12 protein-coding genes are annotated in these 15,991 nt (G+C 65.2%); 2 read left to right on the top strand and 10 right to left on the bottom strand.

Annotated features, from left to right (window positions below; translation table 11 throughout):
• Positions 1 to 2: 2 nt before the first annotated feature.
• Positions 3 to 443: a hypothetical protein gene (locus ACFFDA_RS05170; RefSeq protein WP_404476633.1), complete on the top strand. Its 441-nt coding sequence runs from the start codon at positions 3 to 5 to the stop codon at positions 441 to 443.
• Between the two features lie 74 nt (positions 444 to 517).
• Positions 518 to 1,033 carry a nuclear transport factor 2 family protein gene (locus tag ACFFDA_RS05165; protein WP_404476632.1) on the top strand — a complete coding sequence of 172 codons (516 nt, stop codon included), beginning with the start codon at positions 518 to 520 and terminating at the stop codon, positions 1,031 to 1,033.
• Here ACFFDA_RS05165 and ACFFDA_RS05160 read toward each other — a convergent pair.
• The 10 genes from ACFFDA_RS05160 to ACFFDA_RS05115 form a co-directional block, all read right to left on the bottom strand.
• Positions 1,005 to 2,660, bottom strand: coding sequence for an FAD-dependent oxidoreductase (locus ACFFDA_RS05160; protein WP_404476629.1), 1,656 nt, complete (start codon positions 2,658 to 2,660; stop codon positions 1,005 to 1,007). The two genes, ACFFDA_RS05165 and ACFFDA_RS05160, sit on opposite strands and share 29 nt — an antisense overlap.
• A gap of 75 nt (positions 2,661 to 2,735) precedes the next feature.
• A complete protein-coding gene (locus tag ACFFDA_RS05155) occupies positions 2,736 to 3,656 on the bottom strand; it encodes a TIGR03619 family F420-dependent LLM class oxidoreductase (protein ID WP_404476628.1) in 921 nt (306 codons plus the stop codon).
• A 99-nt stretch (positions 3,657 to 3,755) separates the two neighbouring features.
• Positions 3,756 to 4,316, bottom strand: coding sequence for a 2-phospho-L-lactate guanylyltransferase (gene cofC / locus ACFFDA_RS05150; RefSeq protein WP_404476626.1), 561 nt, complete (start codon positions 4,314 to 4,316; stop codon positions 3,756 to 3,758).
• A 44-nt stretch (positions 4,317 to 4,360) separates the two neighbouring features.
• On the bottom strand, positions 4,361 to 5,017 hold the full coding sequence (npdG, locus tag ACFFDA_RS05145) for an NADPH-dependent F420 reductase (protein ID WP_404476625.1): 657 nt from the start codon (positions 5,015 to 5,017) through the stop codon (positions 4,361 to 4,363).
• Between the two features lie 36 nt (positions 5,018 to 5,053).
• Positions 5,054 to 7,393: a 5-amino-6-(D-ribitylamino)uracil--L-tyrosine 4-hydroxyphenyl transferase CofH gene (gene cofH / locus ACFFDA_RS05140; protein WP_404476623.1), complete on the bottom strand. Its 2,340-nt coding sequence runs from the start codon at positions 7,391 to 7,393 to the stop codon at positions 5,054 to 5,056.
• A complete protein-coding gene (locus ACFFDA_RS05135) occupies positions 7,390 to 8,391 on the bottom strand; it encodes an LLM class flavin-dependent oxidoreductase (RefSeq protein ID WP_404476622.1) in 1,002 nt (333 codons plus the stop codon). The genes cofH and ACFFDA_RS05135 overlap by 4 nt, the downstream gene beginning before the upstream one ends.
• Positions 8,392 to 8,477: 86 nt before the next feature.
• On the bottom strand, positions 8,478 to 10,727 hold the full coding sequence (locus ACFFDA_RS05130) for a TonB-dependent receptor (RefSeq protein WP_404476620.1): 2,250 nt from the start codon (positions 10,725 to 10,727) through the stop codon (positions 8,478 to 8,480).
• 321 nt (positions 10,728 to 11,048) lie between these two features.
• A complete protein-coding gene (locus tag ACFFDA_RS05125) occupies positions 11,049 to 12,143 on the bottom strand; it encodes a CaiB/BaiF CoA transferase family protein (protein WP_404476618.1) in 1,095 nt (364 codons plus the stop codon).
• A complete protein-coding gene (locus ACFFDA_RS05120; RefSeq protein WP_404476615.1) occupies positions 12,143 to 13,072 on the bottom strand; it encodes a 3-keto-5-aminohexanoate cleavage protein in 930 nt (309 codons plus the stop codon). The genes ACFFDA_RS05125 and ACFFDA_RS05120 overlap by 1 nt, the downstream gene beginning before the upstream one ends.
• A 114-nt stretch (positions 13,073 to 13,186) precedes the next feature.
• Entirely contained in the window at positions 13,187 to 15,877 is a 2,691-nt protein-coding gene (locus tag ACFFDA_RS05115) for a LuxR C-terminal-related transcriptional regulator (protein ID WP_404476613.1), read from the bottom strand.
• Between the last annotated feature and the right edge of the window lie 114 nt (positions 15,878 to 15,991).

The raw sequence follows: 15,991 nt of genomic DNA, 5'->3' as shown, positions 1-15,991 counted from the left end.
CCGTGCGCGAGGAAATCCCGATCTGGATCGCGGCGCTACAGGACAAGATGACCGCGCTGGCTCTGGAAGTGGGCGACAGGCTGATGGTCCATGCGCGGTGGTCCGCCGCCTATTCGGGCTACAAGGAATACCAGCCCTTCTTCGAGGCGATCGGCTTCGGCGACCAGGCTCGCGCGTGTCAGTTGAGCCTGGGCGAACATGGCGACATCGCCAAGGTCGTCGGCACCGTGTCCGACGAGATGGTCGAGGCCTTCGTGACCTGTAGCCCGGTCGACGAGGTGCTGGAAAAGATCGAGCCGTTCTGGGACGTGGTCGACTCGCTGTGCCCGATCTCGCCGTATCGCGACCTGGCGATGGACCAACTGACCGAATACAACGCCGGCCTCTACCAGCTCGTCGCCACCGCCCGCGCGCGGGTTGGCGGGGTCCTCGCCTCCGCCTGATACGCGCGCCTACCGGCGGTCAGGTTGCGGGCGGCGGCGATGGTGGTCCTCTGGGGCGAGAGAGGGAGAACACTATGCCTGACCACGATATCGCCGCAAGACTTGCCATCACCGACCAATTGAGCCGCTACGCCCGGGCGATGGACCGCATCGACGCCGACCTGGGTCGCCGCGTATGGCACGCGGACGGCACGGCTGACTATGGCGCGATGTACCAGGGCAGCGGGCCCGGCTTCGTCGACTGGGTCTGCACCACGCACGCGCAGATGATCGCCCACGCGCATCGCATCACCAACGTGCTCGTCGAGGTCGACGGCCCGTGCGCGTCCAGCGAGGCCTACGTCCACGCCACCTTGCGCTTCGTGCGCGACGGGCGCGAACTGGTGGGCACGGTACACGGCCGCTACCTCGACCGCTGGTCGCTGCGCGAGGGGCGCTGGGCCATCGACCACCGCATCTACGTGCAGGACATGGATGAGCTGCGCGACGCCGGCGCCCCGCTGGTCGGCAGTTTCGGAGGGCGCCGCGATGGCGACGATCCCTCCTACGCGGTGCTGGAACCTAGGCGGGGACGAGCGCCTCGGCCATGACCTTGCCGGCTATGTAGCCGGTCACCATCGCCGGTCCCACATTGCAGCCATGCGCGGGCGACTTGCCGCGCCAGATCGAGTTGGCATCGAGCCCGGCGGCGTAGAGCCCGCGCACCGCCTTGCCATCCGCACCGATCACCCGGCACTGTGCGTCGATCTTCAGGCCCACCGTGGTCGAACCGTCTCCCGGGTAGATCTTGATCGCGTAGAACGGCGCTTTCTCCACCCGGCCGAGGCACGGGTTGGGCTTGTGCTTGGGATCGCCGATCTCGATGTCGATCTGGCTGTCGCCCTTGCCGAACTCGGCGTCCTTGCCGGTCTCTGCGTACCGGTTGATTTTCGCAACGGTCGCCTCCAGCCCGGCGGGATCGACGCCGATCTTTTCCGCCAGCCCGCGCAGCGTCGGCGCCTCGGTCACGTAGCCCGCCGCGATCAGTTTCTTGAGCCCGCCACCGCCGGGGAAGATCATGCCCATCCCGTACTTCTTCACGAAGTCCGCATCGCCGATGATGTGCGCCGGTACCGCGCCGGTGCCGTGCATCGCCTCGACGAAGTGAACCGAAGCCTCGTTGCCGAAGCGTTCGCCCTTGTCGTTGACCGCGATGCAGCCGGGTTTGGACATGTCGATGAGGTGCGCATACCGCGCCACGTAGCCGTCGGGCCGGGTCATCTTGGAAACCACCGCCCATACCGCATTGACGATGTTGTCCCCCGCCAGCGCGGCGCCGGCTTCCAGCCCCATGTTCATGCCGTCGCCGGTGTTCTCGTAAGGCAGGATCGAGACGTGCTGCTCGGCATAGGGGATGTAGGCTTTGCGCAGTTGCTCGCTGGCCGAGAACCCACCGGAGGCGAGCAGGACGCCGACGCGCGCGGTGATCTCCTCCCCGCCCACGCGCACGCCCGTCACTCGCCCGGCCTTGACGACCAGTCCGTCCACTGCCGCCTCCTTTTCGAGCGTCACGCCCTCGTCCAGCGCCGAGCGCAACAACCTGGCAGCGAGGGCATTGCCCATCGTCAGCCGGGTCCCGCGCGGAAAGCGGCGCAGCTTGTCCACTCCGAACCGCGCCACCAGCTTGCCGAAATGGAACACGGATCGGGCCGAAGGCATGTCAGCCAGGTAGGGCAGGTCGAACAAGTCGATCATGAAGCCGCCCGGCGCGTTGAACTCCTGGCACGCGGGGCGCAGGTCCGCGAAGTGCGCGCCCAGCTTCTTGCCGTCGTATTCGGCCGGCGCGAGCAGGCGCCCATGGTCCGCAGCCCCTTCGACCTGCGGATACCAGTCGCTGCTGGGGGGCGAGAGCAGGAAATGGACCGCGCTGTGACTCTCGAGCCATTCCACCATCTCGGGCCCGTTTTCGAGATAGGCGTCGATCAGTGCAGGCTCCGCCGTTGGCCCGATCACATCCAGCACGTACTGGCGCGCGATGGCGCGGCTGTCTGCGACGCCCGCCTTACGCGCCTGCGGGCTTTCCGGGATCCAGATGCCGCCGCCCGAAACCGAAGTGGTCCCGCCGAACCAGGCCGCCTTTTCAAGCACCAGCACGCTGGCACCCTCGGCCGCGGCACGGATCGCCGCTGTCATTCCGGCCGCGCCCGACCCCACCACAACGACATCGAATTCGCGCATCGTGAGCTCCTGCTCCCTGTCTTTAGCGCCGTGGTGCCCCACGCGGCCGGCGTTGCCCCCTTCCGCCGGGCAGGTTCAAACCTTGGGCATGATCTCTTCGGCCACCCAGCGCAATCGGTCGAGATATTCGTCGAGCCCCGAAATGCCGGGCGGCAGCGGTACGATGGTTTCGTTGACACCCAGTTCCTTGAGCCATCCGATCTGGTCGATGATCTTCTGCGCATCGCGCGTGCCCGGCGCGCGCGGATCGTCCATGATCTCGTGGTGCGCGCCGACGTTGAGCATTTCCAGCGCGAAGAACAGGTCGATCGGCCGGCCGTCGTATTCGGGCTGCGAACGGATCAGGTCGAGGCATTCGGGGAATTTTTCCGGCGGCGTGCGGAACGGCGACCAGCCATCGCCGAATTTCGCCACGCGCCTCAGTACAGGTTCCGCATCGCCGCCGAACCAGATCGGCAGCCGCGGCTGCTGCACCGGCTTGGGCGCGAAGCCGACGCCCTTGAACTTCACGAACTGGCCGTCGAACGCGGGATTGTCGGAGGTCCACAATTCGATGATCGCGGCGACGTATTCGTCGGCTATCCGGCCGCGCTGGTGGAAGTCGACGCCGAGCATGTCGAATTCGTCCTTTAGCCAGCCCACGCCGAACAGCGCGGTCGCCCTGCCCCCGCTAAGCCAGTCGAGCGTGGCCCAGGCCTTGGCCTGCACAATCGGGCTCTGCAGCGGCAGGATCGACACCGAGGAACTGACCCGCATCCTTCTGGTGCGCCCGGCCAGGAAGGCCAGCGCCACCGTGCCATGGACGTAATGGTCGCCCGACAGCGCGACGTGCTCGCGCGGCATGATGAAATGCTCGCCCAGCATGCACTTGTGAAAGCCAAGATCGTCGGCGACCTGCAGCGCGCGGCCGATGTCGTCGCCCGTCAACGCATGTTCCCATGGCTGGGTCATCGCCGCAACGTGCATGCTGTTGGGCACTCCGACGTTCAGCTTCATACCCTGCTCCCCCTCTGGTTTATGTCGGCGAACAAGATCGGCCAGCGGCCACCGATCGCACCTTCCCAAGGAAAGGCGCCCGACACAGTGACGACAACCTCAGCCGCAGGCGAAGGCGGGCAGCACCCCTCCGCCATCGATCTCGGCAAAATCTTCGGGCGTGTCGAGATCGAAGGCCAACCCCCGCCGTTGTACGATCGCCGCGCGCGGCCAAAGAAGGCGATGCCGCGCCAGGCTATCGGGCCCAAATGCGAAGCGGCAAGGGCGGGACGTGTTTAAGGCCAGCGCATTGGTGCCTCCGCCATGGCGATCAGGAGCGATGGCCACACCGCTGCGTGATGCGCTCGCCAGAAGCTCCTCGAGGTCAACGACCGCAAGGAACGGCAGATCCGCGTGGATGACGAGCAGCGGCCGGGGCGGCAAGGCCGCGCAGGCACGCTCCAGTTCCGTATTCAGCCCTGCCCCGCCATCCGGCATCCAGGTCGTCATACCCGCCATGACCGGCGCGGGAGAGAGGAGACGGATGTCGTCGATCGCGTCTACGGCATGCAGGCAGGATACGACATGGTGTGCCATGGCATCTGCCAGCATGGTCCGCGTCGGCAGGTCGAGCAGTCCCGCCAGGCGCGACTTCGCCTGGGCACCCTGCTTGATCGCCACCAGAGCGGTCCATCGATCCAAACGACGATCCTTCCGTCAGTGCGCTATTGTTCGGGCGCGACGAGGTCTCCAGTGATGCGAATCCCTGCGCCGTCCACCTTGTAGGTCTTGTTGAGGAAAATTAGGATGGAGGTCAGCGCCTCGGCGGCAGCGGAGTTGGCCAGAGCGCCCCCGTGAAGTCCGCGCAGACCCATCGCGTCCGCCAGGTCGACCACGCGCGCGCGCGCTTCCTTGTCATCGCCGAACACCAGTACGTCGCAGCCGACATCGACGTCCTTCGCGAGCTTGTGGGCAGCAACGTTGTGGAAGGCCGATACCAGCGTCACCCCGTCTCCCAGGGCAGCCTGCGCCTTGACTGCCGCCGATCCCTCTGCCGGCAGTTGCACGCGCATGACGCGCGGTGGCACCAGCGGCACGGTGGTATCGACCACCAGTTTACCGGCTACGTGCGGGGCAATGTCGGCAAGTGTCGTATCCTGTGCCGCGAACGGCACGGTGACGATTATGATATCGCCTTGAACGGCCGCATCGGCGTTGGTCGCCCCCCGTAACCCGTGGCCCAGTTCCTCCGCCGCCTTCATGGCGCTTTCCGCGCTGCGTGATCCGATCACGACCGGGTAGCCCGCCCGGGCGAGACGCCAGGCGATTGCCGCGCCGAGATTGCCGGTGCCGCCGACCACGGCGATGGTTGATAGGCTCATGCTTGGAATTTCCTCGTGGTTTGAAACGGCGGCGTGTCAGCCGCCAGCCCCGTGAGCCGGAAGAGAGATGGCGACATCGCGGTAAAGCGTCGTGCGTTGGCGTACCGGGCGGTCGACCGAAAGGGCCAGTGCCCGCATCTCCGCAGGGCCGAATTCCTGCCCGTTGACACCGCCGGCGGCGCGCGTGATGGACTCGTCCATCAGCGTACCGCCCATGTCGTTGGCACCGGCATCCAGTGCGATTGCAGCGCCTTCCGGGCCCATCTTGACCCACGAAACCTGTATGTTGGTGATGACCGGATGCAACACGATGCGCGCTATCGCATGCATCAGAACCGCCTCGCGATAGCTAGGCCCGGAGCGCGCGAGACCCTTGCGCCAGATCGGCGATTCCATGTGTACGAACGGCAGCGGCACGAATTCGGTGAAACCGCCGGTCTCTTCCTGCAAGGCGCGGATGCGCAGGAGATGGCGGGCCCAGTGGCGATACTGCTCGACATGGCCGAACATGATCGTGGCCGTGCTGCGCAAGCCGACGCCGTGCGCGACGCGCATGACTTCGATCCACTCGTCGGCGGTCACTTTGTCGGGACAGATCACGGCACGGATGTCCGGATCGAGGATCTCGGCCGCGGTCCCCGGCAGCGACCCCAGGCCCGCAGCCTTCAGACGCGCCAGGTAATCCTCCAAAGGCAACCCGAGCGTGCTCGCCCCATGGGTAACTTCGAGCGGCGAAAACGCATGGATATGGATACGTGGCGCGGCTTCCTTCACCGTCCGCAGCACGTCGAGGTACGTGTTGCCGTCATAGTCCGGGTGGATGCCGCCCTGAAGGCATACTTCGGTAGCGCCGCGTTCCCAGGCTTCCGCAGCGCGGCGGCCGATTTCCGCCATGTCGAGACGGTAGGCAGGGCCACGCATCGCCTTGGTGCTACCTTTGGAAAAGGCGCAGAAACCACATTTGTACAGGCAGATGTTGGTGTAGTTGATGTTGCGGTTGACCGCATATGTCAGCGTGTCTCCGGCGCATTGCGCGCGCAAGCGGTCCGCCAGGGCCACGATTGCGGCGAGGTCATCCTCCTCGGCATCGAACAGAGTCTCGATATCGCGTTCCGTCAGGGCCTGTTCCGCCTCGGCGCGCTGCAGAATTACGTCGACTTCCGCGGATACGGCCTGCCCTCCGACACAGCCGAGTTCAGGCACCGCATCACCACGCCCGGCCGCCCAATCGTCCAGCTTTGGCAGTCCTCGCCCGTCGATCGCACGCAACACGCGGGTCGCCATCGCGGGGTCGGCCCATTCGAGCGCGCCCAGTGCATGGCGAGGCCCGATCGCGAGCCGCTGAGCGAGCGCGCGGCCGGCATGGCGCGTAGCGGTCTCGAGGATTTCCAGATGCGGCCACGGGGCCTCGGGGTTGACATGATCCGGTGTGACGGGAGAAATGCCGCCCCAATCGTTGACGCCCGCGCGGATGAGCGGGGCGAGATCGATCCGCTCGTGCAGATTGGGCGGCGCCTGTATGGTCATCTCGGGCCCCAGGATCAGGCGCGCCGCCGCGATGGCCCACAGATGGTCTTCCAACGCGGGTTCCGCATGCATTTCCATCCGCGTACCCGGCTTGGCCCGGAAATTCTGGATGATGACTTCCTGGATATGGCCGTAACGACGATGCAGATCGCGGATCGCCACCAGCGCTTCGATCTGCTCGGCCCGGGTTTCGCCGATCCCGATCAGCAGACCCGTTGTGAACGGTACTTTCGCGCGGCCTGCCTCCCCGATCGCCGCGAGACGACGCGCAGGTGCCTTGTCGGGCGAACCGAAGTGAGGGCCGCCGCGCTCGCACAGGCGCTCGGCCCCGCTTTCCAGCATGATCCCCATCGAAGCGGCATGGGGACGCAGCATGGCATAGTCGCCCGCGTCCATAAGCCCCGGATTGAGATGCGGCAGCAGACCGGTCTCGCGCAAGACCAATTGCGCCATCTCGGCGAGATAGGACAAGGTCGAGGTGTGGCCCAGCGCTGCCAGCGCCTCGCGGGCGGCAGCGTAACGGGCTTCGGGAACGTCACCCAAGGTGAACAGCGCTTCGCGGCAACCTGCCTCGACGCCCGCTCGCGCGATAGCCAGGACTTCCTGCGCACCGAGATAGGCTGTGCCCGCCTTCGCCGGGGTGGTCGCGAACGTGCAGTAATGGCAGACGTCACGACACAGCTTGGTCAGCGGGATGAACACCTTTCGCGAATACGTAACCCGCCGCCCATGCCCAACCAGCGTCAACTCTTCCGCCATATTCATCATGGCGCCCAGTTCTACACGTGAAAATTGTTCGACAATTGCCCGCGCGTCATCGCTGCTTCGATACAGCTTGTCCAACGTCACATCGCACTCCGGGCTTTGGCCAGTCCCCGGATCGTCTCCTGCGGTGCCGCATGACCGGGAAGCGCAGCGATGAAAGTCGAAACACCCATCGCCTCGAGGTCCCGCAGCATAGTGGTCGCCGACTCTACCGGACCGGCGAACGTATCGAACTCGGCGAGGTATTCGGTCAAGCCAAGTTCTTCCATCAAGGCCACGTTGCGCCCACCGACCACGACATGCTCGGTCGGATCATAGCGGGCGTGCAATTCCTCGATCTTGCCGCGAAACTGCGAGGGTATCCGCGCCATCGCCTCGGGCGTGCGCATCGCCATGCCGTTGACGACGATGAAGGACTTCAGGTCCTCGATGGCCTCGGCACGACTGTCCCGGATCGAGGCGAACGAGACGACCCATACATCGATCCCGTCACCATCGCGTCCGGCCGCAGCAGCCGCCTGGCGCACTGTGGCTATACGTTCGCGCAGGCCGTCCAAATGGCGCTCGCCCGCGAAAAGGATAACGCCGTCGGCCCGCTCTCCGGCCAAGGCCAAGGCTTTCGGGCCGAAGGCCGAATAGTAGATCGGAATCGGTCGGGTGAAGCGAGGCGGCTTTACTTGGGCGCCTCCGCTTTCCACTGCCTGGCCCGCAAAAAGCCCTCGCAAGGCATCGAACTCGGCGCGGATCTCCACTTGTGTCGCCGGCGGACGTCCGATCGCCAGCACAGTGCTGCCACCCGTCGCCAGCCCCAGCGCGACGCGTCCCCCGGACAGGTCGTCGATGCTGCCGAGCGCAGCAGCAGTGACCAGGGGGTGGCGCATGAACGGGGAGGTGACCAACGGCGCAAGCGTGGCGCGGGGCGCCTCCAACGCGGCGAGGGTCAGAGACACGTAGAGTTCGTGCCAACCGGCCGGCGAGTCTCCCACGGTAACAAGGTCAAACCCCAGATCCGAGGCAAGGCGCACTTCATCCCGGAACGCGTCCAGGCTTTGCCCCCACATGCTGCAGATACCCAGTTTCATGGCTTCTTTCATCCTGCCCACATGGCCTGCACACCCGTCGAAGGGCGGGTCGGAGCTGGTATCGCAGCCCCGACCCGCCTCCCCCCTCAGAACGAGTATTTGGCGGTGACGCCCCAGGTCCGCGGCTCGCCCGCATAGACCGAACTGGTCGGGAACGACGGCAGCAGGACGCTCGATGCGGAGTAGTACTTTACGTTGAAGACGTTCTTGACGAAGACGCCGAGGTCGAGACCGGAACCGGCAATGCCGCGCAAGTCGAGACGGGCATTGGCGATGTCGTAGCCGGGCAGCTTCTCGCCGTTCTGGCCGCCGAAATCGGTGGTCATGAACAAGTCCGCGTTGAACGTCAGTTCACCATCGGCAGGGCGGACCGGCATGATCCAGCTGATGCTCGCGGTGCCCGAGAAGCTGGGCGAATACTTGTTGATCTGGTCCGGGCCCAGCACGATCGTCGACGGCAAGGTACCCGGCACGGCCACGCGCTCGACCTTGACGTTCGTATAGGCAGCGTTGAAGCCTATCGTCATGCTGCGGACCGGGCTGATCGAGGCTTCCAGTTCCACGCCCCAGATTCGCAGATCCGCGGCATTCGCAGCCAGAGAACCGTTGCTGGGCGAATCGGGCGTACCGTTGGGCACCGTGGTCTGCGTGTTGAGGAACTGCAGCGCGTTCTTGTACTTGCTGTAATACGCGGCGATGTTGAGGAGGCCGCGCGCCGAACCGACACGGTAGTCGTATTTCGAACCCACCTCGACGTCGGTGATCGTTTCCTCGCCGGTTTTCTGGAACGGCCGAAGGTCCGCACACACGCCGCCGGTGGCGACGCAAGCCGGATTGACACCGCCGGTGGTGAAAGGCGTCTCGAACAACGGAGTATTGATGTTCGCGCCGCGATAGCCGCGCCGCGACACGACGTAGAGCAGCCAGTCGGGATTGGGCTTGTAATCGAGCCCGATGGTCCAGCTCGGCTCCTCGCCCTTGTTCGATACAGTGCCGACGCCATCGAGCGCGCCGGTTGCAGCTACGTCCAGACAGGTGCTTTCCGTAGCATAGGTAGTACCGATCGTACCGCCGCAGGCCGAGACTTTATCCCAACTGTAGCGTGCACCAAGGTTGAGCTTCAGCTTGTCCGTGATCTCGTAGCCGATCTGGCCATAGACGGCCCAGTTCTTGTTGCGAACGTGGGCGGTGACGGCGGGGGCGGGCACGGAACCGACGGAGAAGGCGGTGAACTGCGAACCGCTGGCTCCGGCAGGCTTGTCGTTGTTGTAGAAGACGCCGGCGATGAAGTTGAAACCATCGAAATCGCCCAGCAACTGGGTTTCGTTGGTCAGATACTGGCGGTCAAGGATCGACGCGGCGGTGAACAGCGTGAACGGCACGGTGGCCGGAGCGGCGAGCCCAGTCGGAATCTGCAACAGCGGAAGCCCTCCAGTGTTGATGAGCTGGTCGCTGTAGTTCTTTCGATAACCGAAGATGTTGCGCAACGTCAGCGCACCGAAGTTGAAGGATGTGTCGTTCGTGATCGAGGTGGTCTTGCGATATGCCCTACCGCCATCGATGCCGCCATCGAACGAACCGCGGCGATTGCCGCGTTGCGTCGCAAGCGCCGCGGACACCTGCGGATCGACGACGCCCAGACCCAGCGCGGCGAACGGGTAGTTCTGGCGAAGCAGGTATAGGCCGCCCGCCAGTTCGTCAGCCTTGAAGTATTCGTAGATGGTCGTGCTCTTGATCCCGTCCACCGGCTCGAGCAGCAACGAGAGACGGAAGCCGTCCTGGTGGATGTCGTCGAAGCCGGGACCGCCGTCGAAGGCGACCGTGCGCGGGTCCTGGCGGCGGATCTGGCCGGCGGCGCGCAACGCCACCTTGTCCGCGATGATGGGGATGTTCACCGCACCCTGGATTTCGCGGTAGTCGAAGCGGCCATACGTTCCCTCGACATAGCCTTCGAATTCGTAGCTCGGCTTCTGGCTGCCGATAACAACCGCGCCGCCCAAAGTATTACGCCCGAACAGCGTGCCTTGCGGGCCTTTCAGAACCTGAATGCTGCTGATGTCGTAAGTCGGCACGTTAGAACCAACCGACGGCAACGGGATGTCGTTGAGGTAGATGACGACGCCGGGGGTCACTTCCCCGAGCGGCAACTGGCCGATACCGCGCAAGGTAAGGGCGACGTTGTCCTTGCCACCTTCCGAAGAGAATGTGAACCCGGGTGCGATCGTCTTGACATCGCTGACCGTCTGAATCGTGCTGCGCTCAAGCGCTTCGGCCGAGAACGCCGTGATCGAGACCGATACGTCCTGCAGACGCTCCGCGCGTCGACGCGCGGTCACGACGATGTCGGATGAACTTATAACCTCGGGCTGCGATGCCGGGGCAGCGCTTTCCTGTGCGGCGGCCGGCGTCGCAAGAACTGCCACCGTCGAGAAAAGAGCGCATTTCAGAAATTTGTTTTGCATATTGATCCCCTCCAAATAATTGACTCGCCGCCCCGATCGTTGGTCAGGACTTGGTGCCCCTGCAAAATGGCGAATTGCACCCACGCCCTCCACCTGTCGCTCGATAGGGGTGGGGCGTTCCCTCACTAATTCTTCTTGGTGTTGCGCTTTTGCACATCCGTGGCGCAACGTCGGTTCATGGATGAATCTGTCCGGTCAGGACCAAGCATTTATGGCATCGCCTATCGTCAGCGCCCCGGGTTCGCGAATGGCGGCTGGGGTGTTGGACAGACGCGGTGCGGGCGCCGGCTGGGCGATCGCGTTGCGCTCCACGAACGTGCCTCGTGCCCGGTTGTGCGGATGGCTCGGCGCCTCGGCCATCGACAGGACCGGGGTGACACAGGCATCGGTTGCGGCGAACAGCGCGGCCCATTCATCGCGCGGCCGGCTCGCGAAAGCGGCGGCGAAGTCGGCTTCCATCGCCGGCCATCCGGCGCGCGCGTTCTGGTCGTAGCCGCGATCCGCAAGCCCCAGTCCTTCGACCATCTGCGCGAAGAACTTGGGCTCCAGGCATCCCACCGCGACATGGCCGCCATCGGCGCAGGCATAGGTGCGATAGAACGGCGCGGCGCCGTCGAGCAGGTTGGAGCCGGGCGCGTCTTCCCACAGCCCCTTGGGCTGCCAGGCGTAGAACAGGCTCATCAGCGAGGCGACGCCGTCGGTGATGCACGCGTCCACGACCTGCCCCCGCCCCGTGCGCTGGGCGGACAGCAGCGCGCTCAGCATGCCGGCGATCAGGAACATCGCCCCGCCGCCGTAATCGCCCACGAGGTTGAGCGGCACCGGCGGCGGACTGCCCTTCTCGCCCATCGCGTGCAGCGCCCCGGTGATGGCGAGGTAGTTGATGTCGTGCCCGGCGCGCAGCGCCAGCGGGCCGGTCTGCCCCCACCCGGTCATGCGGGCGAAGACAAGGCGCGGATTGCGTGCCAGGCAGGCATCGGGTCCCACGCCGAGGCGTTCCATGACACCCGGGCGATAGCCCTCGATCAGCCCGTCCGCCCGCTCGACCAGGTCCAGCAGCCGGGCGCGGTCGGCATCCTGCTTGAGATCCAGGTGGACCACCGCGCGGCTGCGGTGGAGGATGTCGCCCCCGACGTCTTCCCAATCTCCCACCCCGGCGCTGGGCGGACGCGCCACACGCACGATGTCGGCGCCCATGTCCGCCAGCAGCATCGCCGCCAGCGGCACCGGCCCGATCGCGTCGATCTCGACGATGCGGATGCCGGCGAGCGGCCCCCTCGGCTCTTCCATCAGATGCTGGTCCGATCGGCGCCCTTGAGGTCGAGCATCGCGCGCGCCTCATCAGGCGTGGCGACCTCGAGCCCCATCCCTTCGATGATCTGTCGCGCGGTGCGGACCTGCTCGGCGTTGGTCTCGGCAAGCCTGCCGCGCCCGCCCCACAACGAGTCCTCGAGCCCCACGCGGACGTTGCCGCCCATCGAGGCGGCCATGGCGACGATCCCCATCTGACGCGCCCCCGCCCCCAGGACCGACCATTCGTACTGGTCGCCGAACAGGCGGTCGGCAGTGCGCTTCATGTGCATCACGTCGTCGGGATGGCCGCCGATGCCGCCCAGGATGCCAAAGCACGTCTGGATGAACAGCGGCGCCTTCACCAGGCCGCGGTCGAGGAAATACTTGAGATTGTAGAGGTGGCTGGTGTCGTAGCATTCGAATTCGAAGCGCGTGCCCAGCGGAGACAGCGTCGTCAGCAGGTGTTCGATGTCGGCATAGGTGTTCTTGAACACCAGGTCGCGCGACGCTTCGAGCGCTGCCGGTTCCCAGTCGTGCTTGAACTCCTTGTAGCGGTCCAGCATCGGGAACAGACCGAAGCCCATCGTCCCCATGTTGAGGCTGGCGACTTCGGGCGCGAAGGTCTTCGCCGGGCGGATGCGCTCCTCGACGGTCATCGAGGGGTGGCCGCCGGTGGTCAGGTTGATGACCGCGTCGCTGCGCTGCTTGATAACCTTGAGGAAGGGCTCGAACAGGTCCGGGTTCTGGTCCGGCCGCCCGTCGACGGGATTGCGCGCGTGCAGGTGGATGATCGCGGCGCCCGCCTCGGCGGCGCCGATCGCCGATTGCGCGATCTCCTCCGCCGTGACCGGCAGATAAGGCGACATCGACGGGGTGTGGATGGCCCCGGTGACGGCGCAACTGATGATGACTTTACGTTTGGACATGACGGTTCCTTTCGCGCCGGCGGGAGTTGGCAGGTCAACCACCGGTCGCAATCTATCCTTCGATAGGCGCAAGCGGAGCGAACGGGAGCGGCCCGGGTTGCCCCGGGCACAGCGTCAGGGAAGAATGCCCAGCTGGCGGGCCCGCAGCACGGCCTGCGGCCGCCGCCGCACGCCCAGCTTGTCGTAGATCTGCTGCATGTACCACTTGACGGTGCCTTCGGTGAGGCCGAGCCGGTCCCCGATCTCGCGATTGCGCAAGCCTCCACCGACCATGGTGAGAATGTCGACCTCGCGGTTGGCCAGCCGTCCGGTGAGGCCAAAGTCATCGTCGTCCTCTTCGACTTCCTCGTCGGTACGGATCTTCGGCCCGGCGCGCATGAGCGACACCAACCCGACCGCGAAGCGATCCGCCGGGGTTTCCAGCTCGGGGCCGTTCGAATAGGCCTCGACCAGCAACGAGGAGATCACCTCGCCTTCGTCGATGAACACCCGCACCCAGCCCGCCGGCTCGGCCATCTCCACCGCCGCCCGCACCGCACGGCGCGCTTCCGAACGATTACCCTGAAGCACCGCGATTTCCGCCAGCAGCAGCTCGAAGGTCACGGCCGACCGCGTAGCGCCACTGCGCTTGACGAATTCGAGCCAGCGATAGGCTACCTTGCGCGCACGGCCCAACCGATGGCGCTGCATTTCGATCCGCAGCCAGGCGATGGCGATGCTCTCGTTGCGACGGGTGGGACGCAAGGTCGGGATCGGCTCCCCGTCCAGTTGGGGATCGCCGGCGAGAAAATGGCGCTCGGCTTCCTCGATCTGCCCGGCCTTCACCAGAAGCCGTACCTCTTCGGCCACGACGATCGCGCGCAGGCGCTCCAGGCCGCACTCGATCGCCACGAGGTGGGCGTCGTTAAGCGTGGACAAGGCGCCCGGAAGATCGCCGTGTGCCGCACGGAGGCGGGCATTGACAAGATAGCCGGACGCCATCTGGTCTGCGAAGGCCCATTCGCGCACGACCGGCAGATAGCTCTCCACGAGAGCTGCGGCACCAGAGAGATCGTTGGCGTCGTAGAGCAGTTCGGCCAGCGGCAGCGCCGGGAGGGCGGCCAGGCCGGACCCTTCACCATGGATCTGGCGGGCCAGTCCGAGGGCTTCTTCCAAGAAGCGACGGGCGAACTGCGTCTTGCCCTGCGCCATCAGCGTCGGCGCGACAGAGGCCTTCAGCGCGATCGAGGCAAAGCCGGACCCTGGTCGTGCGAGCGCGACCCGGGTTTCGGCTTCGAGCTTGAGCATGTCGCTGAAATGATAAAGCTCGCGGCGCGCCGACATGAGCTGCGCGAGCAGAGTGCAATTCAGATAGGCGTGGCCATCGCTCAATTCGACCAGCAAGGTTTCGGCCTGCGCTTCTACACTGACCATGTCGTCGCGCGCGGCATGCAGCATCACCAGCCGATGACGGATGATGAGTTGGAGCTGGTCGGCATCGTGGCCCGATATGTCACCCGACGCCCGCTGCTCGTCGCAGGTCTTCTGTGCCGCCGCGATGAAGCGATCGGCCGAAACGAACGACAGTTGCCTGATACGCCGCCAAGCCAGCGCAAGCAGCAAGTGGGGACGTCGTTCGAGCAACGTCCAGGGCATTTCCGCGCCAAGCTCGTCGACACGGTACAAGAAGCCCGAATACGTCAGCGGATCGGCAAGACGATCGAGCTGGTCGGCCAGAAACTCCATGTCCCCGCTCAGCCGGGCGTGCTCGATTGCGACCTGCAATTGTCCCTGTCCCGCAAAATGACGGCTGGCGCGCTTGTGCATCACGGCCGCGCGCGAAGGAGCGCGGTCCATCAGGCGGCCCAATACCATCTCGCGGAACATGCGGTGATAGCTGTAACGGCTGTGCTCCTCGTCGATGGCGTGGAGGAACAGGCCCTGGCGGAATACCCGATCGAGCATCGTACGGGCATTCTCGTCGCCGGTGACGGCGGCGCAGGCCGCAGGCGTCAATTCGTCGAGGATCGAGGTGTCCACCAGGAAGCGACGGATATCTTCGGGCTGCTGCCCGACAACTTCCTCGTGGAAATACTCCGCGAATTCGGGACGCAAGCCAGTGATTCGCAGATTGGTCGAGCCCGGGCTTTCGTGCCGGTAGAGTTCGCAGGCGATGACGATGCCCGAAACCCATCCTTGCGTGTCCCGGACGATGTCGTGTAGCGCCTGCGTATCCACCGGCCCGGCGACGCTGCGGGTTATCAGTTCGGTCGCTTCCGCCAGAGTGAAGCACAACTCCGCATTGCCGACTTCCACGAGGAAACCTAGCGCCCGCATCCTTGCGAGCGGCAGGCCGATGGCCCCGCGGGCTGCCACGATGATGGTCAGTGCATCGCGCGCACTGGCCGAAAGCTGGGCGACGAATTCAAGGATTGGCGCCTCCAGAAGCTGCGCGTCGTCGATGACGATCACCGGCGCGACCGCCTGGTGCGTCGCGATCGCTCGCAGCCATGATTCGTCCGGGGCGTCGGCGGTCAGATCCTGCCAGTCCAGCCCGGCAGCATTTCCTGCCGCCTGGAGCGCCTGCAGGAACGAGGCCTTGCCGCTGATCCCTGCCCGTGCCGCCAGCCACAGTACCGGGCGGCCTTGCTCGCGCAGCCGATCCGCCCAATAAAGAATGGCCGTAGTCTTGCCGCTGCCGGCAGGCGCCGACACCGCCGTGAGCCTCGACCGGGCCACCTTTTCGGTCAGGTCCTCGATCGTCTTGCGGCTCACTACCGTGCGCATCACCCTGGGCGGCAAAATCGTAGTTGGTACAACGTTCATCTTGTCTCTCCCGAGAGCTTCGCGATTTTCCGCGATTCGTTCTGTTCTTCGGAATATATTTCACGCAGCGAAATCTTAAATGCAAGCTTCTTTCCCTATCGGCAGATAGGTCAT

This window comes from Novosphingobium sp. BL-52-GroH (genome assembly GCF_044813085.1).
Lineage (GTDB): Bacteria > Pseudomonadota > Alphaproteobacteria > Sphingomonadales > Sphingomonadaceae > Novosphingobium.
Note: the sequence above shows the minus strand (reverse complement) of the source record. Positions and strands in the feature narration are given on the sequence as shown.